The sequence below is a fragment of the Caballeronia zhejiangensis genome, assembly GCF_022879815.1.
Taxonomy (GTDB): domain Bacteria; phylum Pseudomonadota; class Gammaproteobacteria; order Burkholderiales; family Burkholderiaceae; genus Caballeronia; species Caballeronia zhejiangensis.
Window position 1 is genome coordinate 1,391,322 of record NZ_CP084283.1, and the last position, 18,673, is coordinate 1,409,994.

Consider the following 18,673-nt stretch of genomic DNA (forward strand, 5'->3'; position numbering starts at 1 on the left):
CTTTGCAGCAGCAAAGAAAGTGAGTGCCGCCCCGCACAGGGGCAGTGCTAATAGACCGACGCGAGACCGGGATCCGGCGACTACAGTAAGCAAAGTGAGCCCCACCCCGCACAGGAGGCAACGCTGACAGACCGAAAGCAAATCGGAATCCGGCGAAAACAAAAAAATCACCGAACAACAGCGGCCGGTTTCCGAACCGGCCCCCCCAACGCCCGCAACGTCTCCTTGACAGTAGAGATCCGCACCGAGAGATCGGGACTCCGCGACTCGATGCGCAACTTGTCCTGACCCGCGAGCTTGATGTGCTTATGCTTCTGCACCATCTCGATGATCTTCATGCCATCGACGGGCGGATTCGGAACGAACTGCAGCGAGATCGACTGCTCGCCCGCGTCAATCTTCGAGATGCCGAGCGGTTTCGCAGCAAGACGCAGCCGATGCGTCTCCACGAGCGCATGCGCCTGCGGCGGCAGCTTCCCAAATCGATCGACGAGCTCTTCGAGAATGCCATCGATCGCATCGCTCGATTCGCAGTTCGCGAGCCGCTTGTACAACGACAAACGCTCCTGCACATCGGCGCAGTAATCGGCGGGCAGAATCGCGGGCGCGTGCAGATTGATCTCGGTCGTTGCCGCAAGCGGGGCGTTCAGATCCGGCTCGCGGCCTTCGCGCAGCGCGCGCACGGCGTCGTTCAGCATGTCGGTGTAAAGCTGGAAGCCGATCTCGTGAATCTCGCCCGATTGCTTGTCGCCGAGCACCTCGCCCGTACCGCGAATCTCCAGGTCGTGCATCGCGAGATAAAAACCCGAGCCGAGTTCCTCCATCTGCTGAATGGCTTCGAGCCGCCGCTGCGCCTGCTTCGTCAGCGATTGCGGATCGTGCACCAGCAAATACGCATACGCCTGGTGATGCGAACGCCCGACACGTCCGCGCAACTGATGCAACTGCGCAAGACCGAACTTGTCCGCACGATGCATGAGGATCGTGTTCGCGCTCGGCACGTCGATGCCGGTCTCGATGATCGTCGTGCACAACAGCACGTTCGCGCGCTGGCCGACGAAATCGCGCATCACGCGTTCGAGCTCGCGCTCGTGCATCTGTCCGTGCGCAACCGCGATGCGCGCCTCGGGCACCAGCGCTTCGAGCATCGCGCGCCGATTCTCGATCGTCTCGACTTCGTTGTGCAGGAAGTAAACCTGGCCGCCGCGCTTCAGTTCGCGCAGCATCGCCTCGCGGATCACGCCGTCTTCCTCGCGCCGCACGAAAGTCTTGATCGCGAGCCGCTTCTGCGGCGCGGTCGCGATCACGGAAAAATCACGCAGGCCTTCGAGTGCCATGCCGAGCGTGCGCGGAATCGGCGTCGCGGTGAGCGTGAGCACGTCGACCTCGGCGCGCAATGCCTTGAGCGCCTCCTTCTGCCGCACGCCGAAGCGATGCTCCTCGTCGATGATCACGAGCCCGAGCCGCTTGAACTTCACATCGCTCGACAAGAGCTTGTGTGTGCCGATGACGATATCGACCGAGCCTTCGTTGATCTGCTGCACGGCCGTCGAAACTTCCTTGCCGGTCTTGAAGCGCGACAGTTCCGCGATGCGCACCGGCCAGTCGGCGAAACGGTCGGTGAAGGTCTGCGTGTGCTGTTCCGCAAGCAGCGTCGTCGGCGAAAGAATCGCGACCTGCTTGCCCGCCATCACCGCGATGAACGCGGCGCGCAGCGCGACTTCCGTTTTGCCGAAGCCGACGTCGCCGCACACGAGACGGTCCATCGGTTTGCCGCTCGTCATGTCGCCGATGACGGCTGCGATCGCCGCCGCCTGATCGGGCGTTTCCTCGAAGCCGAAGCTCTCCGCGAACTTGGTGTAGTCGCGCGGCTCGAGCTTGAACGCATAACCTTCGCGCGCCGCGCGGCGCGCGTAAAGGTTGAGCAGCTCGGCGGCCGTATCGCGAATCTGCTGCGCGGCCTTGCGTTTGGCTTTTTCCCACTGGCCGGAGCCGAGCGTATGCAGCGGCGCGCTTTCCGGGTCCGCGCCGCTGTAGCGCGAGATCACATGCAATTGCGCGACCGGCACATACAGCTTCGCCTCGTTCTGATACTCGAGATGCAGGAATTCGGTTTCACCTTCGCCGAGGTCCATCGACACGAGGCCCATGTATCGGCCGATGCCATGCTGCGCATGCACGACGGGATCGCCGACCTTCAGCTCGGCGAGATCGCGCACCATCGAATCGACGTTGCTCGCCTGCTCCTGACGACGCCGTCCGGCGCGGCGCGCGAGCGGTCCGTAAAGCTCCGTCTCGGTGACGATCGACAGCTTCTCCAACGGCAGCGCGAAACCGTTGGCGAGCGGCGCGATGCCGAGCGTGAACTTGCCGTCGGCGGTCAGCCATTCGTGGAACGTGTCGCGCAATTCGCCGCGCAGGCCGTTGTCGGCGAGCAATTGCTGGATCGTCTCGCGACGTCCCGCCGATTCCGCGACGAGCATCACGCGATTGTCCGTCTGCTCCAGATAGTGACGCAGCGCGAGCAAAGGCTCGTCGGCGTGACGGTCGATCGCGAGGCCCGGCAGCGGCACGGCCCAGCCGCCTTCGGGCGTCGCGGGAAACTTCAACTGCGCGAAGGGCTTCGCGAACGTGAAGAAGTCGTCGTCTGTCAGAAAGAGCCGGCGCGGTTCGAGCAAGGGCCGCTCGCGATCGTGCGAAAGGAAGTCGTAGCGCTGCTTCGTGTCGTGCGTGAAGCGCTTGATCGCGGCGTCCATATCGCCGACAAACGCGAGCTGCGAGCCTTGCGGCAAGTAATGAAAGAGCGTCGCGGTTTCATCGAAGAAGAGCGGCAGATAGTATTCGATGCCCGCCGAGGGCACGCCATTGCCCATGTCCTTGTAAATCTGCGAGCGGCTCGGATCGCCCTCGAAGACCTCTCGCCAGCGGCTGCGAAAGGCGGTGCGCGCGGCTTCGTCGAACGGGAACTCGCGGCCCGGCAGCAGGCGCACGTCGCGCACCGGATAAAGGCTGCGCTGCGTGTCCGGATCGAACGCGCGGATGGAGTCCACCTGGTCGTCGAACAGATCGATGCGATACGGCAGCGCCGAGCCCATCGGATAGAGATCGATGAGCGAGCCGCGCACGCAATACTCGCCCGGCCGCACGACCTGGCTCACGTGCTCGTAACCCGCGAGCGTCAATTGCGCCTTGAGCTTCGCTTCGTCGAGCCGCTCGCCCTGCGTGAACGAGAACGTGTAAGCCGCGAGAAACGACGCGGGCGGCATGCGATAGAGCGCGGTCGTCGCCGGGACGATGAGGATGTCGCAGCGGCCTTCGCCGAGATCGTGCAGCGTCGCGAGACGTTCCGAGACGAGATCCTGGTGCGGCGAAAACGCGTCGTACGGCAGCGTCTCCCAGTCGGGCAGAAGGCGCACGCGCGCATCGGGCGCGAAGTAGGGGATTTCGGCGGCGAGACGCTGCGCATCGACTGCGCTCGCGGTGACGACCGTCAGGAGCGGCACGCTCTCGCGATACGCGGCGTAGTAGCGCGCGATGGCGAGCGCATCGGACGAGCCGGAAGCGCCATCGAAGACGAAGCGCTGACCCGGTTTCACGAGCGCGATGGGAGAACTGGACTGCGCGTTGACGGCTTTGGAAGGCATAAGGTGTGCATGGAGCCGTCCGGCAAACGCGGGTTCGGAGAGTCGAACCGGCGTGCGCGGGACGTGGTCGCGAAAGACCTATTATAAAATCCGGGCTTCAACTTTACTTGTTCACCTCATCTGCTCGACTATTCGCCCGTGACTTCGCGCCTGTTCTCACTGATTCCCTGCGCCGGCACCGGCAGCCGCTCCGGCGCGCCGATGCCGAAGCAATACCAGACGATCGCGGGCCGCTCAATGCTCGCGTACACGCTCGCGGCGTTCGACGCGTGCTCCGAATTCTCGCAGACGCTCGTCGTGCTCGCACCGGACGACAACCACTTCGACGCGCGCCGCTTCGCCGGATTGCGCTTCGCGGTCGAGCGCTGCGGCGGCGCCTCGCGGCAAGCGTCGGTGTACAACGGGCTCGTCGCGCTCGCGAAATTCGGCGCGCGCGAAGACGACTGGGTCCTCGTGCACGACGCCGCGCGCCCCGGCATCACGCCGGAGCTGATTCGCAAGCTTGTCGCGGAACTGCGCGACGATGCGGTCGGCGGCATTCTCGCGCTGCCGGTCGCGGACACGCTGAAACGCGTCGCACCGAACATGCCCGATGTCCCCACGGACGACGTGCGCGTCGCGCGCACCGAATCGCGCGACGGGCTCTGGCAGGCGCAGACGCCGCAAATGTTCCGGCTCGGCATGCTGCGCGAAGCGATCGAGCGTGCGCGTCACGACGGCCACGACCTGACGGACGAAGCGAGCGCGATCGAATGGCTCGGTCATTCGCCGAAACTGGTTCAGGGCAGTCTGCGCAACTTCAAGGTGACGTATCCGGAGGATTTCGCGCTCGCGGGCGCGATGCTTTCGGCCGGCGCCTGACTCACACTCAACAAAGGTTTGGATCGATGGATTTCAGAATCGGACAAGGGTACGACGTCCACCAGCTCGTCGAAGGCCGCCCGCTCATCATCGGCGGCGTGACGATTCCCTACGAGCGCGGTCTGCTCGGCCACTCGGACGCCGACGTGCTGCTGCACGCGATCACCGATGCGCTGTTCGGCGCGGCGTCGCTCGGCGACATCGGCAGGCATTTCCCGGACACGGCGACCGAATTCGCCGGCGCGGACAGCCGCGTGCTGCTGCGCGAGGCGTTCCGGCGCGTGTCGGAGGCGGGTTTCGCGATCGCGAACGTCGACAGCACGATCATCGCGCAGGCGCCGAAACTCAGCTCCCATATCGATGCCATGCGCGAAAACATCGCCGCCGATCTCGATCTTTCAATGGATCGCGTGAACGTCAAGGCCAAGACGAACGAGAAGCTCGGCTATCTCGGGCGCAAGGAAGGCATCGAAGCGCAGGCCGCGGTGCTTTTGCGCCGGACGTCAATCGACGGCTAAAGCGCGGCGGGAAGCGCTATTTCCCTTCGGCTTCGATCGTCAGCGCGACGGCGTTGATCACCGCGGCGATGCGGCCGACGTCGCGCAGTTGCGTCGTCGACATGCCTTCGGCCACGAGATTCTCGTAGTGCGATTTCACGCAGAAATGGCACTTGCCGACGATCGACGCCGCGAGCGCGTACATCTCGAAGCGCCGCTTGTCGACGCCGCCGTGCGACGCATACGCGTTCATGCGCAAGTTCGCGGGCTGCGTCTTGAGATCGGCGTTGTCGGCCATTTCCAGGTACGGATACCAGACGTTGTTCATGCCCATCAGCGCGGCCGCGGTGAGCACGGCGTTCGTCTCTTCGGGCGACAGCGCGCCCGAGTTGCGAATGATGGCGACGAGCTTCGTCGCTTTCGCGGCAAACGCGGCGGCGAGCGCGACGCCAGCCGCATCGCTTCCTTCGAGCGATGAACGCGCGATCGTGCCGTCGACGTTAAGGCGAATGTCCTTCGCGTAATCGGGCACCAGTTCCTTGATCGCAGACAGAAATTCCATTGTTTGCTCCTGTTCGATGGCATTAAAAAGCCCGCCGATCGGCCGAATACACTCGGCTCGATGGCGGGCTTCGCGGCATCCGGAAACGCTTACAGCGTCGCGCCGCCGACGGCACGGTTGCACGGGCAGAGTTCGTCCGTTTGCAAGCCGTCGAGAATGCGCAAGATTTCTTCCGGGCTGCGGCCGACGTTCAGGTTATTGACCGAGACGTGCTGAATGACGTTGTCCGGATCGACGATGAACGTCGCGCGCAACGCCACGCCTGCTTCCTTGTCGCGCACGCCGAGTTGATCGATCAGTTCGCCTTTCACGTCGCCGAACGAGTAATGGTTCAGCTTGTTCAGGTCTTTGTGCTCGCGGCGCCATGCCAGCTTGACGAACTCGTTGTCTACGCTGCCGCCGAGCAGAACCGCGTCGCGGTCCTCGAAATCGGCCGCCAGCTTCGCGAATTCGACGATCTCCGTCGGGCAGACAAACGTGAAATCTTTCGGATAGAAATAGATGATCTTCCACTTGCCGGGGAAAGACTGCTCGGTGATTTCCTCGAACGCCGACTGGCCGTTCTCTTCGTGATGGTTGAAACCCGGCTTCGCAGCGGTGACAGTGAATGCTTCGACTTTATCGCCAACGGTCTTCATGCGGAAAACTCCTGTGAAATCGTTGAAAGGACAAACTCCAGCCAAACTACCGTATCGCCGTAACGCTCGCGTGACACGTTCATGCCAGGCCGCGCCGAGCGTTGAACCGCTTCATCTTAACCAGAATTAAAAGCGTGCTTCGCCCGTTTCCAGCTTCCGAAACGGGCGCGCTCTAGCCTTCGAAGCGCACGCCGCCTTTCATCGGCGGGAAGTCGATGGTGACTTCGAAGCCGGGCAGAGGCGTGCGGTTGCGCAGACGCAGCGTGCCGCGCTGTCGCGTGACGAGGCGCTGCACGATCGCCATGCCGAGACCGGTGCCGTTCGCCTGCGTGCGCGCCGTATCGACGCGATAGAACGGACGCGTAATGAGCGCGACCTGATCGTCGGGGATGCCGCGGCCCTCGTCCATCACGGAGAGCTCGACCCTGCCGTGCGCGACGCGCGTCTGCAGCGTGATGCGGGCGATGTCGTCGTGTTCGCTGCGGCCGTACTTGCGCGCGTTTTCAAGCAGGTTGCCGACCACGCGCCGCGCATCCGTCGGATCGCCTTCGATGACCGCGCCCTGGGCGAGATCCGTCCGCATGACGACGCCGTCGTCGGCCTGGAAGCGGGCGGCGAGTTCGCTCGCGATCATCGACAGGTCGACGGCCTCGGGCATGCGCTGCATCGGCCGCGCATAGTCGAGAAAGCGCCCGATGATCATGTCCATCTGCTCGATGTCGTCGATCATCGCGAGCTTGGTCGCTTCGTCCGACGGGCTCATCTCCGTCTCCAGCCGCAGGCGCGCAAGCGGCGTGCGCAGATCGTGCGAGATGCCCGCGAGCATCAGCGCACGGTCGGCCTCGAGCTGCTCGAGATCCTGCACCATCTGGTTGAAGCTTCGATTGGTTTCGGCAGCAACGCCCATGCCGCGTTCGGGCAAGGGTTCGGGCGATTGCCCCGAACCGACCTTGCGCGCGGCGAGCGCGAGACGCGCGAATGGCCGATTCACGAGACTTGTGATGAACGCCGCGCCGAACAGCGACAGCGCGAGCGCGAACACGCCCCAACCGGCCCATTGCAGGCCGGTCACGGTGTCGAGCTGATCGCGATCGAGGGCGACCCAGTAATCGTCGTCGTCGATCTTGAAGCTGATCCATACGCCCGGAATGTCGTTCACCGACTGCGCGATGATCGTCTCGTTGCCGAGCCGCCCGCGCACGTCGCGCTCGATCAGCCGGTTGAGCGATTCATCGGGCTGGAGTTTGTATTTGTCGGTGGTCTCGCGCGGATACACGCGCACGCCTTCGTTGCTCTCCAGATCCTGAAGCAGCGCGCGGCGCAGATCGGGGTCGGAATAGAGCAGGGCGGTGCGCGTGAGCTTGACCACGGCGACGAGCTGAAGCGCCACGCGCTGCGCACGCGGCTCGCGCTCGATGACGCGAAAGCTCTGGAACCACGCCGTGAGACTGACTGCGATGAGCAGCGCGATCAGCGCGAAGGTTCGCCAGAACAGGCCGCCGAACGCGAGCGCCAGTAGCCGCCTGTCGATTCGCATGAGTCTGTCGGGTTCGGCTCGGTGAAGGGGAGAGAGCGTGACGAAACTCGCTTAGGATCGATCAGGCTGCGCCGTCGGGAATGAACACGTAGCCGAGGCCCCACACGGTCTGGATGAAACGCGGACTGCTGGGATCGGGCTCGATCAGCTTGCGCAGACGCGATATCTGCACGTCGAGGCTGCGGTCGAACACTTCGTACTCACGGCCGCGTGCGAGCTCCATCAGCTTTTCGCGCGAAAGCGGCTGGCGCGGATGGCGCGCGAACACTTTGAGTACCGAAAATTCGCCGGTGGTCAGCGGGATTTCCTGGCCGTTCTTCGTGAGCGTGCGCGTCGCGAGATTCAGTGCAAATTCGCCGAACTCGAACACTTCGGTGGTTTCTGACGGCGCGCCCGGCAATTCGGACGGCGTCTGACGCCGCAGCACCGCATGAATGCGCGCGACGAGTTCGCGCGGATTGAAAGGCTTCGGCAGATAGTCGTCCGCGCCCATTTCGAGGCCGACGATGCGATCGACATCTTCACCCTTCGCGGTGAGCATGATGATCGGCGTGCGATCGTTGCTGCCGCGCAGACGCCGGCAGATGGAAAGACCGTCTTCGCCGGGAAGCATCAGATCGAGGACGAGCAGATCGAAACGCTCGCGCACCCACAACTTGTTCATCGACGGGGCGTTTTCCGCAACGTACACGTTGAAGCCCTGTTCACCGAGGTATCGGCGCAACAGATCGCGCAGGCGCGGATCGTCGTCGACGACGAGAATTTTTGAAGGGTTCTTGGTTTCCATGGCGGCATCTTAGCGCGTTTGTTCAAACGCCGAGTTTGTAACAAAAGCGAGTGTAACAGTTCGTTACAAAATTTACGGGGCCTGTGGCACGGCCTAGGGGTTTGCTGCGTACACTGCTTTACCTAAGCCCGCCATTCGGTAGATACTCCATTAGACCAGTGCGTCGCGCGGCACGACCAAGCCGCTTCGAGACGTGCGCGAAAAGACTGAGGCTGTCCGGTTGTCGAGCAACGAAGGGAACAACATGAAGGGAGCGCGGCAGCGCGGACCCGTGCGCAACGAGCGCATTCTCAGAAAGACACTTCTTGCCAGTGCGCTCTACGCAGTACTGAGCACGCCTCACGCCTATGCACAACCGGCAGGCTTCGATCGCGGCATCGCGAGTTCCCCGAATCGTTTCGATGGCAGAATGATTCGCGCGCAGCAGCGCGTGGGCAAAGGTTCGGGGTCGTCGAGCCACGATCCGAAGACCGCGGCCATGCAACCCATTCAGCAAGTGGATCAAGCGCCGCCCGCGCGCCCGCCGCGCCACACCGTGATGACCGCCGACGAGCGCCGTCTCTTGCGGCAGCATATCGAAGAAGCGGTGCGCGATCTCTACAAGCGGTAAGCGGCGCGTGCCCGCGATGGACCGACGTGAATTTCTCTCGATTGCCGGTGCGTTCGCGGGAGGTCTCGGCAGCATCGGCGATGCGTGCGCCATCGCACATTCCGACACTTCCTCTGCTTCGATTCGCTCCCTCGTGATCGTCGACCTCGACGGCGGCAACGATGCGCTCAACACAGTCATCCCGATCGCCGATGCGCGTTATCGCGTGTTGCGGCCGAAACTCGCGATATCGAAAGACCGCGCATTGATGCTCGATGAACGCACCGCCTTGCATCCGTCGCTGTTGCCGTTGATGAGCGCGTGGCGCGCCAACGAAATGGCGATCGTGCAGGGCGTCGGCTATGACGCGCCCAATCGCTCGCATTTCCGCTCGCGACAGATCTGGGACACGGCATCGCATGCCGATGAATATCGCGCCGGCGGCTGGCTCGATCGCGTGAACCTGAAGGTGACGCACATCACCTTGCACGGCTTCGACACGCACGAGCGTCAGTCGCACCGGCATGCGGCGCTGCTGGCCACGCTGGCAGAGCGGCTCGCGTCGCTGCGGGCGTCGCTGATCGCGTCCGGCGCATGGAGCCGCACGCTCGTGATGACGCGCTCGGAGTTCGGACGGGCCGCGCGCGAGAACGCCGCGGGCGGCACCGACCACGGCGCGGCCGCGGCGCATTTCATGATGGGCGGAGGCGTGCGCGGCGGACTCTTCGGCATGCCACCGCGACTCGATCGACTCGATGCGGACGGCGGCTTGTCCGTCGGCGTCGACTTCAGAACGCTCTATGCCACGGTGCTCGACGCATGCGGGCAGATCGATTCGTCATCGATTCTCGGCGCGCGCTTCGCGCCATTGCCGATCCTTCGCGTCTAACGCGTCTTCCATGTGATCCACAGCTTGCGGATCGGCGTGAGTGCGATGCGTTGATGCAGCACCCGAAAGTTCTCCCGTTCGATCTCGTCGAAAAGCGCGAAGGACAGCGCTGCCTGCGCGCGCAGCACGCGTTGCGTCGCGCGCTCCGAAGCGGGAATCGCGGCCAGCGCGTCGTCTAGCGCCTGGCGGGCGCGGCTGGTCTGAAAGCGCATGAGGTCCGTGAACGTATCGCCGTACTTGCGATTGATGATGTCCGCGGCCGTCACGTTGAATCGCTGCAACTCGTCGATGGGAATATAGATGCGGCCATTGCGCGCATCGCCGCCGATGTCCTGAACGCGCTCGGCGAGCAGCAACGCGGATCCGAGCGGCGCGGCCCACGACGCGGCCTGCTGCGGATTGCGCGCGCTCGCGCGTGCAACGGCCGTCGCGAATGCGCCGCCCGTCTGATCGAGGTAACGCCGCAAGCCGGGCCAGTCGAGGTAGCGCGCCTGATCGAGATCCATGCCGAAGCCGTCGACGATCGCGGCAAGCGATGCGCGTCCGGCATCGTCGAGAACCGGATGCGCGGCATCGCCCGCGTGCGCCTGCAACGCTTTCGTGACCGGATGCGTGGGCTCGCCGCCATCGAGCCGCCCGAGTTCGCTTTGCCACCATGCGTGCTTGGTGCGGCCGATGGTCGGATCGCTCGTCTCCTTCACGGTCTCTTCGAGCTCGCGATAAAGCGCATAGAGCGCGGTCAGAAGCGGCTGGCTCGCAGCCGGCGCGCGGCGCAGCGCGTAGTACGTGCCCGAACCTTCAGGCGCGGCTTTTTGCTGGCAGTAATCGTCGAAATTCACGAACGGAGCTTGTGGGAGTTCGAGGGGAGGCGGGGTCGGTTCTGGTCGTGCGGTTGGCCGCGCGGCGTTCATTTTATCCGGCGAGGCGCGGCTTCGCTGCGCAGCGGCGGCAGCATCAGCCGGCCGCAAAAACAAAAAACCCCTTTGCCGATGAAAGGGGTTTTCGTGTGGTGCGAGGAGCGGGACTCGAACCCGCACACCCTTGCGGGCGTCAGGACCTAAACCTGGTGCGTCTACCAATTTCGCCATCCTCGCAGCACGGCAGGCGCTCTGGGCTCTTGGGGATGATGACCCGCGCCCGGCGATGCCGCCGTGTCCGGCACCGGTCCACTGTGCCAAGCCCGAGATTCTAACGCATTCATCTGGCGATGTCTGCGAAAATGCGTCGACGGTCCTGAGCTTAAGCGAGGCGCGAGAATCGTCGGCATGGCCGTCGATTCCGGCCATACGCGCCCGAAGATTGCGGCTCGCAGATCGGCTGCCTACAATCTCGTCACACTTCCGCTTCGGCATCGACATTCCCGCTCATGAACCGCAACGCGCGCAATCGCTTCGTCGCATGGCTCGGCATCGCCGCCATGTGGCTTGCCATCGTCGCGCCGGTCATCAGTCAGACGCTGGCCGCGCGCCAGGCCGCCAATCCGCAAGCGGTGCTTTGCACGGTCGATGCGACTGCAACGGACTCGCACGCCGGCCAGCACGACGCCGGGAGTCATGTCGACGCCTGCTCCTACTGCGGACTGCTCGCGCAGAATCTGCCGATCGTCACGGGCGTCGTGCATGACGTCGCGCTGATCGAACGCGTCACGCGCGTGCCTGCCTTCGCGAACGTCGAAGACGTCACCTCGAAATCCTTCAACGCCGCGAGCCCGCGCGCGCCGCCCGTCCTCTCCTGAAGCCTTCCTTCGTCTGACCGCATCGATGTTCGTCGCGCACATGAGCGCGATGAACGTACGACCGCTCGTCGGGAATATCGTCACGGCACTGACGGTACTTCAGATGCGCGCTCATCGCAAAAATACTCAACGAGATTCGCCATGCTTGCACCCGACCTGAACGCGGCGCCAGCGACGCCGAGCGCGGAAGTCATCGCGCATCGCCGCACGCTGTGGCGCTGGCATTTCTATGCGGCACTCTTCGTGATGCCGCTCCTCATCGTGCTCGCGATCACCGGCACGATCTACTGTTTTCAGCCGCAGATCGAGCCGCTGCTGTATCGCGACCGGATGATCGTCGCGGACACGCACGCCCCGCAACTGTCCCGCGATATCCTGCTCGCCAAGGCTGCCGCGAGCGAACCGCGCGGCACCGTACCGACGCTCGCGCAAATCGAAACCGATCGCACGCGCAGCGCCGAATTCGTCTTTCGCCTGCCATCGGGCGAGAGCGAAAGCGTCTACGTGAACCCGTACGACGGCACCGTGCTCGGCACGCTTTCCGTCGAACATCGATTGATGAAACAGGTGCGCAACCTGCATCGCGGCCTGATGCTCGGCAAGACCGGCGAGCTGCTGATGGAACTCGCCGGATGCTGGACGCTCGTGATGATCGGCACGGGTATCGCTCTGTGGTGGCCCAGCCGGTCGAACGCGAGACAGGGCGGCGTGTGGCTGCCCCGGCTATCGCTGCAAGGGCGCGCGTGGTGGCGCGATCTGCATGCGGTCGGCGGCGTGTGGCTCGCGGTCGGCGCGCTCTTTTTCGTTCTCTCGGGATTGCCGTGGTCGGGATCGTGGGGCAAGCAATTCAAGGCGCTTGCGACGACCGCATCGCTCGGATATCCGAAGGGCGCGTGGGGCGAGGCGCATGTGCATTCGACGGCCCCAGCGACCTCGAACAACAAACACGCGATGCACGGCATGCAGATGAAGATGGACGATCTGCCGCTGCATCAGACGCCGTGGGCCGTCGGCGCGACAACGGTGCCGGAAGGCGCGAATGCGTCGGCTTCGGCTGCGCGCGTGTCGATCGACGACGTGGTCGCGCTCGCCGCGAAAAACGGTGTCGCGGATGACTACGGCATCGCGCTTCCGTCCAAGCCGACGGGCGTCTACACGGTCTCGTATTTCCCCGCCGATCCGCGCGCCGAACGCACGCTGCACATCGATCAATACAGCGGCCGCGTGCTGTCCGACATCGATTACGCAAGCTACGGCGGCGTGGCGAAAGTGATCTCGTACGGCACGTCGCTGCATATGGGGCGCTACTTCGGGCTTCTGAACCAGATCGTCTGCTCGGCGATATCGCTCGGGCTCGCGGCGTTGTCCGTGACGGGCTTCATCATGTGGATGAAACGCCGGCCCGCGCGCGAACTCGGCGCGCCGGCGCGGCCCACGAAGCGCCCGCCGATGCGCGCCTGGCGCGGCAGCCTGACGTTGCTCGGCGTGATTTTCCCTTTGATGGGCGCGACCATGCTCGCCGTCTGGTGCTTCGACCGGCTTGCGTTCGGGGCCAAGCGCGCGGCTGCCTGACGAACCCGCGCGCCTCGTTCGGACTTATTTGGAACCGAATCTGAGGCGCGTGAGCTGCTCGGCTTCGTTGGCGAGCAGCCGCGCCGCATCGCGGATCGCCGTTTCGAGCGTGATCGGGCCGGGCGCCGGCGAGAAGCAGCCGCTGAAAAATTCGGAGAGCCGCGGCAGCGCGGCCGAATCGACGGCGCCCGACAGCAACGACGCCGGCACGCCGTGATCGCGCGCGTGCTTGCAGGCGATGAACGGCGCCTTGCCATGCAGCGTCTGCACGTCTGAACGGCCTTCGCCCGTGATGAGCCAGTTCGCGCCTTCGAGCGCGGCGTCGAGCCCGATTTCGCGCGCCACCACCTCCGCGCCGGTCTCGAAACGCGCGCCGAGCATGTGCAGCGCGAACCCGAGCCCGCCCGCCGCGCCCGCGCCGGGTTCGCTGCGTTTCGCGACGCCCATCGCGGGTTCGAGCAGATCGGCGAAATGGGCGAGGGCGGCGTCGATGGTGGGCACTTGCTCCGGCGTCACGCCTTTCTGCGGCCCGAAGACCGCCGTCGCGCCGTGATCGCCGGTGAGCGGATTGTCGACATCGGACATGCCGACGAACTCCGCGTCCTTCACGCGCGGATCGAGCCCGGAAGCGTCGATGCGCGCGACTCGCCCGAGCGCCGATGGCACCGGATGGAGCTCCTTGCCGTCTGCGTCGAAGAGTTTCAGCCCGAGGCCGACGAGCAGGCCCGCGCCGCCGTCGTTGGTGCTGCTGCCGCCGAGCGCCACATAGAATCTGCGCGCGCCGGAATCCAGCAGCGCGCGGATCGCCTCGCCCATGCCGAGCGTGCTGCGCTCGGTGACGGGCACGGCCATGCCGTCCGCATCCGTGATGCCCACGACTTCCGCCGTCTCGATAATTGCGCTGCCGTCGTCGAGCAGGCCCGTGGCGGCGTCGCGGCGTGCGGCGGCCGCGCCCCGCACGTTGAGCATGCGCCGCTCGCCGCCTGCCGAGAGCATCGCGTCGAGCGTGCCTTCGCCGCCGTCGGCCATCGGACGGATACGGATATCGGCGTCCGGCCGCGCGCGCCTGATGCCTTCCGCGATGGCGTTCGCGACGCCTTCCGCGGAGAGCGAGCCCTTGAACGAATCGGGAGCGATGACAACTACGGGAGCAGCGGACGTGGCGTTAGGCATGGTGTCTCGAATGTTCTGATGTGGAAGCAAGGATTGAAAAGCCGCGGCGAGGCTCCATCTATGCGTATGTCGCATGCGCTTCATGCCTTGCGGCAATGGATTGCGCGCCGGAGCGCTTCGCCGCTCGAATCATGCGCCGGCAAGCTTATCAGCGCGGCGCGCGACGCAAAATAGCGGCGTGCCGATAGCGGGAATTCTGCGCGGGAGAGCCGGTCGGCAAAACGCGGATTTACGCCGAAATGAGCGTCGAAAACTGGCACTTTTCGAGTCAAATCGGACCGAAACGCAGTGTTTGCAGGATCGTCGGGCGGACCGCGCGGAATAGTTTGCTAAAATGCTTGGCTCTGTTGACTGACACCGTGTCGGGCGACGTTCCGGCACTCCCGCGAGACGCTTATTCTGGGCGTCTTCCGGCGCCAGGCGTCGATTTCGGCCGGCTCAGGCAGAGGCCGCATCCGGACCCGCGCCTTTAGAACCGCGGAAGAACCGAACACCGAATTTACGATTTACTCTAGGACGATTTCAGCCATGGCTAACGTAGTTGAGAACCTCGGCAAGCTCGAACGCCGCGTGACGATTTCCCTGCCGAAGGACACGGTGCAGAAGGAAGTGGATTCGCGCATCCGCCAGTTGGCCAAGAATGTGCGCATGCCGGGTTTCCGCCCGGGCAAGGTGCCGCTCAAGATGGTGACGCAACAGTATGGCGGCCAGGTCGAAGCCGAAGTGCTGAGCGACAAGGTCGGCAAGGAATTCTTCGATGTCACGCGCGCCGAGAACCTGCGTGTCGCGGGCCAGCCGAGCTTCGCGCCGAAGTCGGAAGCCGCAACGGACGCCTACGCCTTCGACGCGACCTTCGAGGTCTATCCCGAAGTGCGCCTCGGCGACGTGGCGACCGCTGAAATCGAACGCACGGTCACGACCATCTCCGAAGCCGAAGTCGATCGCACGCTGGACATCCTGCGCAAGCAGCGCGTGCATTTCCACGCCCGCGGCGAAGCCGGCGAGCACGGCGACGGCGGCGCGGACACGGCAGCCAAGGAAGGCGACCGCGTAACGCTCGATTTCGTCGGCAAGATCGACGATGTCGCGTTCGAAGGCGGTAGCGCACAGGACTTCGCATTCGTGCTGGGCGAAGGCCGCATGCTGCCCGAGTTCGAGCAAGCCGCGACGGGCCTGAAGGTCGGCGAAGAGCGCACGTTCGACCTCAAGTTCCCGGATGACTACCACGGCAAGGACGTGGCGGGCAAGACGGCGCAATTCACGATCACCGTGAAGAAGATCGAATGGCCGCATCTGCCGGAAATCAACGCCGATTTCGCGAAGTCGCTCGGCATCGAAGACGGCGACCTCACGAAGATGCGCGCCGAGATCAAGGACAATCTGGAGCGTGAAGCGAAGCGCCGCACGCAGCAGATCGTGAAGAATCAGGTCATGGACGCGCTCCTGAAGATCTCCGAACTCGACGTGCCGAAGGCGCTGATCGAACAGGATCAACAGCGCCTCGTCGAAATGGCTCGCCAGGACCTGCAACAACGCGGCGTGCCGAATGCAGCCGACGCGCCGATCCCGGCCGAAATGTTCGCCGAGCAGGCCGAGCGTCGCGTGAAGCTGGGCCTCGTGCTGGCCGAACTCGTGAAGGCCAACGAACTGCAGGCGAAGCCCGAGCAGATCCGCGCTGAAGTGGACGAATTCGCCAAGAGCTACGAAGACCCGAAGGAAGTCGTCCGCTGGTATTATTCGAACCAGCAGCGCCTCGCCGAGATGGAAGCGTACGTCGTCGAAAGCAACGTCGTCGATTTCGTCCTGGGCAAGGCCAAGGTGACCGACAAGGAAGTCAGCTTCGAGGAACTGGCCAGCGCAACGGCGCAAGCCTGACGCGTTAGGCAAGGGGCGTGCGGAGTCGTCGGACTGACGGCTCGCACGCCTTTTTTGCATTAAAGTTGGGCGTTTGCATGCCGTTCTAGTGGATGTTCCTTTGTCGTTCAGTACCCTTATTCCGAACAAGGAAATTGCATGACCTTTCGCGCTGAATTGCTCGACACGTTGGCGTCCCACGCACCGCGGGATTTCGAAGCCCAGGCGCTCGGCCTCGTTCCGATGGTCGTGGAAACGAGCGGCCGCGGCGAGCGTGCCTATGACATTTACTCGCGTCTCCTCAAGGAGCGCGTGGTGTTTCTCGTCGGTGAAGTGAACGACCAGTCGGCGAATCTCGTCGTCGCACAGTTGTTGTTCCTCGAAAGCGAGAACCCGGACAAGGACATCAGCCTGTACATCAACAGTCCTGGCGGCTCGGTCTCGGCCGGCATGGCGATTTACGACACCATGCAGTTCGTGAAGCCGGACGTTTCGACGCTGTGCATGGGCCTCGCCGCAAGCATGGGCGCATTCCTGCTGGCGGCCGGCGCGAAGGGCAAGCGCGTCGCGCTGCCGAACGCGCGCGTGATGATCCACCAGCCGCTCGGCGGCGCACGCGGCCAGGCGTCGGACATCGAGATCCAGGCACGGGAAATCCTGTATCTGAAGGAACGTTTGAATCAGTTGCTGTCGCATCACACGGGTCAGCCGGTCGAGCGCATCGCGCGCGACACGGATCGCGACAACTTCATGTCGGGCGACGACGCGCAGGCTTACGGCCTCGTCGACCAGGTGCTTCACAAGCGTCCCTGAGGCGTCCGGAGCGGCGCCGCGCCGGCGCTCGGAGACGAAGCCGGCGAAGCGTGCGAAGTCGCGCATTGGGCGCCACGCCAAAACGCGCTCCGGCGGTCCTCGCGGGTGCGAATCTGCGTCGCGGAATCGAAGCGCGTATCATGTAACAAGAGTGTCCGGAGGCTTACACATTTATGGCGGACAAAAAAGGTTCCAGTAGCGAAAAGCTGCTGTATTGCTCGTTCTGCGGCAAGAGCCAGCATGAGGTGAAGAAGCTCATCGCTGGGCCGTCGGTGTTCATCTGCGATGAATGCATCGACCTGTGCAACGAGATCATTCGCGACGAGGCAGCCGGTGCGGCGGAGGAGGCCGGGCTGACCAAGTCCGACCTGCCGAGCCCGCAGGAAATCAGCGATATCCTCAATCAGTACGTGATCGGCCAGGAACGCGCGAAGAAAATTCTCGCGGTGGCCGTGTACAACCATTACAAGCGGCTCAAGCATCTCGACAAGAAGGACGACATCGAGCTGTCGAAGAGCAACATTCTCTTGATCGGGCCGACCGGCTCGGGCAAGACGCTGCTCGCGCAGACATTGGCGCGCATGCTGAATGTGCCGTTCGTGATCGCCGATGCAACGACGCTGACCGAAGCCGGCTATGTCGGCGAGGACGTCGAGAACATCATTCAGAAGCTGCTGCAGAATTGCAATTACGAAGTCGACAAGGCGCAGCGCGGAATCGTGTACATCGACGAGATCGACAAGATCAGCCGCAAGTCGGACAACCCGTCCATTACGCGCGACGTGTCGGGCGAGGGCGTGCAGCAGGCGTTGCTGAAGCTGATCGAAGGCACGATGGCGTCGGTGCCGCCGCAAGGCGGACGCAAGCATCCGAATCAGGATTTCATCCAGGTCGATACGACCAACATCCTGTTCGTCTGCGGCGGCGCGTTCGACGGACTGGAAAAGGTCATCACGGATCGCACAGAGAAGACCGGCATCGGTTTCGGCGCGAGCGTGAAGAGCAAGCAGGATCGCGACGCGGGCGAAGTGCTGCGCGAAGTCGAGCCGGAAGACCTGATCAAGTTCGGCCTGATTCCGGAGCTGATCGGCCGTCTGCCCGTCGTGGCGACGCTCGGCAAGCTCGATGAAGCCGCGCTGGTGAAGATCCTGATCGAGCCGAAGAACGCGCTCGTGAAGCAGTATCACAAGCTCTTCGCAATGGAGCGCGTCGAACTGGAAATCCGTCCGGCGGCGCTTCAGGCCATCGCGCAGAAGGCCATTCGCCGCAAGACCGGCGCGCGCGGGCTGCGTTCGATTCTGGAACAGGCGTTGCTCGACGTAATGTACGAACTGCCGACCATGAAGGGCGTTTCGAAGGTGATCGTCGACGACAACACGATCGACGGAGACGGCAAGCCGCTGCTCATCTACGAAGACGCACCGAAAGTAGCAGGATCGAACTGAAGCAGGCTGTGTGTCGGCGAAAGGCCGTTCATGGCGACGTGAACGGCCTTTTATTTTTGTCGGTTTATCTTGTGGAC

General features: G+C 63.8%; 16 protein-coding genes and 1 tRNA gene. 9 read left to right on the top strand and 8 right to left on the bottom strand.

The annotated features are described in order from the left end of the window. Positions 1-167 precede the first annotated feature (167 nt). On the bottom strand, positions 168-3,644 hold the full coding sequence (mfd, locus tag LDZ23_RS06720) for a transcription-repair coupling factor (RefSeq protein WP_244808067.1): 3,477 nt from the start codon (positions 3,642-3,644) through the stop codon (positions 168-170). 138 nt (positions 3,645-3,782) lie between these two features. Between mfd and ispD the strand changes: the two genes are divergently transcribed. Then, a complete protein-coding gene (gene ispD / locus LDZ23_RS06725; RefSeq protein ID WP_244808068.1) occupies positions 3,783-4,505 on the top strand; it encodes a 2-C-methyl-D-erythritol 4-phosphate cytidylyltransferase in 723 nt (240 codons plus the stop codon). A gap of 26 nt (positions 4,506-4,531) precedes the next feature. Continuing rightward, entirely contained in the window at positions 4,532-5,023 is a 492-nt protein-coding gene (ispF, locus tag LDZ23_RS06730) for a 2-C-methyl-D-erythritol 2,4-cyclodiphosphate synthase (RefSeq protein WP_008349780.1), read from the top strand. A 16-nt stretch (positions 5,024-5,039) separates the two neighbouring features. Here the strand turns inward: ispF and LDZ23_RS06735 are convergent, their stop codons facing one another. From LDZ23_RS06735 to ompR, 4 genes are all read right to left on the bottom strand, one after another. Next, positions 5,040-5,564 carry a carboxymuconolactone decarboxylase family protein gene (locus LDZ23_RS06735; protein WP_008349777.1) on the bottom strand — a complete coding sequence of 175 codons (525 nt, stop codon included), beginning with the start codon at positions 5,562-5,564 and terminating at the stop codon, positions 5,040-5,042. A gap of 89 nt (positions 5,565-5,653) precedes the next feature. Then, on the bottom strand, positions 5,654-6,202 hold the full coding sequence (locus LDZ23_RS06740) for a peroxiredoxin (RefSeq protein ID WP_008349775.1): 549 nt from the start codon (positions 6,200-6,202) through the stop codon (positions 5,654-5,656). 172 nt (positions 6,203-6,374) lie between these two features. Beyond that, positions 6,375-7,739 (bottom strand): two-component system sensor histidine kinase GluS, encoded by a 1,365-nt coding sequence (locus LDZ23_RS06745; RefSeq protein WP_008349773.1) that lies wholly within the window; start codon positions 7,737-7,739, stop codon positions 6,375-6,377. A 61-nt stretch (positions 7,740-7,800) separates the two neighbouring features. Beyond that, on the bottom strand, positions 7,801-8,526 hold the full coding sequence (gene ompR / locus LDZ23_RS06750) for a two-component system response regulator GluR (protein ID WP_008349770.1): 726 nt from the start codon (positions 8,524-8,526) through the stop codon (positions 7,801-7,803). A gap of 244 nt (positions 8,527-8,770) precedes the next feature. Here ompR and LDZ23_RS06755 point away from each other — a divergent pair, with 244 nt between their 5' ends. Further along, positions 8,771-9,136 carry a hypothetical protein gene (locus LDZ23_RS06755; RefSeq protein ID WP_008349768.1) on the top strand — a complete coding sequence of 122 codons (366 nt, stop codon included), beginning with the start codon at positions 8,771-8,773 and terminating at the stop codon, positions 9,134-9,136. Positions 9,137-9,152: 16 nt separating this feature from the next. Beyond that, positions 9,153-10,004, top strand: coding sequence for a DUF1501 domain-containing protein (locus LDZ23_RS06760; RefSeq protein WP_244808069.1), 852 nt, complete (start codon positions 9,153-9,155; stop codon positions 10,002-10,004). Here LDZ23_RS06760 and LDZ23_RS06765 read toward each other — a convergent pair. Further along, positions 10,001-10,843, bottom strand: a complete 843-nt coding sequence (locus tag LDZ23_RS06765) for a squalene/phytoene synthase family protein (RefSeq protein ID WP_175982919.1) — start codon at positions 10,841-10,843, stop codon at positions 10,001-10,003. The genes LDZ23_RS06760 and LDZ23_RS06765 overlap by 4 nt on opposite strands. 168 nt (positions 10,844-11,011) lie before the next feature. Beyond that, positions 11,012-11,098, bottom strand: a tRNA-Leu gene (locus LDZ23_RS06770). A gap of 272 nt (positions 11,099-11,370) precedes the next feature. On the opposite strand from LDZ23_RS06770, the gene LDZ23_RS06775 reads away from it, so the two are divergent. Together LDZ23_RS06775 and LDZ23_RS06780 are read left to right on the top strand one after the other, a co-directional pair. After that, entirely contained in the window at positions 11,371-11,739 is a 369-nt protein-coding gene (locus LDZ23_RS06775) for a DUF2946 domain-containing protein (protein WP_008349763.1), read from the top strand. 141 nt (positions 11,740-11,880) lie between these two features. Then, positions 11,881-13,311, top strand: a complete 1,431-nt coding sequence (locus LDZ23_RS06780) for a PepSY-associated TM helix domain-containing protein (RefSeq protein ID WP_244808070.1) — start codon at positions 11,881-11,883, stop codon at positions 13,309-13,311. A 24-nt stretch (positions 13,312-13,335) separates the two neighbouring features. Here the strand turns inward: LDZ23_RS06780 and LDZ23_RS06785 are convergent, their stop codons facing one another. Beyond that, positions 13,336-14,484, bottom strand: a complete 1,149-nt coding sequence (locus tag LDZ23_RS06785) for a glycerate kinase family protein (RefSeq protein WP_008349758.1) — start codon at positions 14,482-14,484, stop codon at positions 13,336-13,338. 528 nt (positions 14,485-15,012) lie between these two features. Between LDZ23_RS06785 and tig the strand changes: the two genes are divergently transcribed. From tig to clpX, 3 genes are all read left to right on the top strand, one after another. After that, the gene (gene tig, locus LDZ23_RS06790; protein ID WP_008349757.1) at positions 15,013-16,359 is read left to right on the top strand and encodes a trigger factor; all 1,347 of its coding nucleotides are present in this window, start codon (positions 15,013-15,015) and stop codon (positions 16,357-16,359) included. Positions 16,360-16,497: 138 nt separating this feature from the next. Then, the gene (gene clpP, locus LDZ23_RS06795; RefSeq protein WP_008349755.1) at positions 16,498-17,151 is read left to right on the top strand and encodes an ATP-dependent Clp endopeptidase proteolytic subunit ClpP; all 654 of its coding nucleotides are present in this window, start codon (positions 16,498-16,500) and stop codon (positions 17,149-17,151) included. A 173-nt stretch (positions 17,152-17,324) separates the two neighbouring features. After that, positions 17,325-18,596, top strand: a complete 1,272-nt coding sequence (gene clpX, locus LDZ23_RS06800) for an ATP-dependent Clp protease ATP-binding subunit ClpX (RefSeq protein WP_008349753.1) — start codon at positions 17,325-17,327, stop codon at positions 18,594-18,596. Positions 18,597-18,673: the final 77 nt, after the last annotated feature.

What these genes read in the sequence shown, in the direction of transcription:
- mfd (WP_244808067.1), bottom strand. Translation starts at nt 3,644, where the DNA reads ATGCCTTCCAAAGCCGTCAACGCGCAGTCCAGTTCTCCCATCGCGCTC.
- ispF (WP_008349780.1), top strand. Translation starts at nt 4,532, where the DNA reads ATGGATTTCAGAATCGGACAAGGGTACGACGTCCACCAGCTCGTCGAA.
- LDZ23_RS06735 (WP_008349777.1), bottom strand. Translation starts at nt 5,564, where the DNA reads ATGGAATTTCTGTCTGCGATCAAGGAACTGGTGCCCGATTACGCGAAG.
- LDZ23_RS06740 (WP_008349775.1), bottom strand. Translation starts at nt 6,202, where the DNA reads ATGAAGACCGTTGGCGATAAAGTCGAAGCATTCACTGTCACCGCTGCG.
- LDZ23_RS06745 (WP_008349773.1), bottom strand. Translation starts at nt 7,739, where the DNA reads ATGCGAATCGACAGGCGGCTACTGGCGCTCGCGTTCGGCGGCCTGTTC.
- ompR (WP_008349770.1), bottom strand. Translation starts at nt 8,526, where the DNA reads ATGGAAACCAAGAACCCTTCAAAAATTCTCGTCGTCGACGACGATCCG.
- LDZ23_RS06755 (WP_008349768.1), top strand. Translation starts at nt 8,771, where the DNA reads ATGAAGGGAGCGCGGCAGCGCGGACCCGTGCGCAACGAGCGCATTCTC.
- LDZ23_RS06760 (WP_244808069.1), top strand. Translation starts at nt 9,153, where the DNA reads ATGGACCGACGTGAATTTCTCTCGATTGCCGGTGCGTTCGCGGGAGGT.
- LDZ23_RS06775 (WP_008349763.1), top strand. Translation starts at nt 11,371, where the DNA reads ATGAACCGCAACGCGCGCAATCGCTTCGTCGCATGGCTCGGCATCGCC.
- LDZ23_RS06780 (WP_244808070.1), top strand. Translation starts at nt 11,881, where the DNA reads ATGCTTGCACCCGACCTGAACGCGGCGCCAGCGACGCCGAGCGCGGAA.
- LDZ23_RS06785 (WP_008349758.1), bottom strand. Translation starts at nt 14,484, where the DNA reads ATGCCTAACGCCACGTCCGCTGCTCCCGTAGTTGTCATCGCTCCCGAT.
- tig (WP_008349757.1), top strand. Translation starts at nt 15,013, where the DNA reads ATGGCTAACGTAGTTGAGAACCTCGGCAAGCTCGAACGCCGCGTGACG.
- clpP (WP_008349755.1), top strand. Translation starts at nt 16,498, where the DNA reads ATGACCTTTCGCGCTGAATTGCTCGACACGTTGGCGTCCCACGCACCG.
- clpX (WP_008349753.1), top strand. Translation starts at nt 17,325, where the DNA reads ATGGCGGACAAAAAAGGTTCCAGTAGCGAAAAGCTGCTGTATTGCTCG.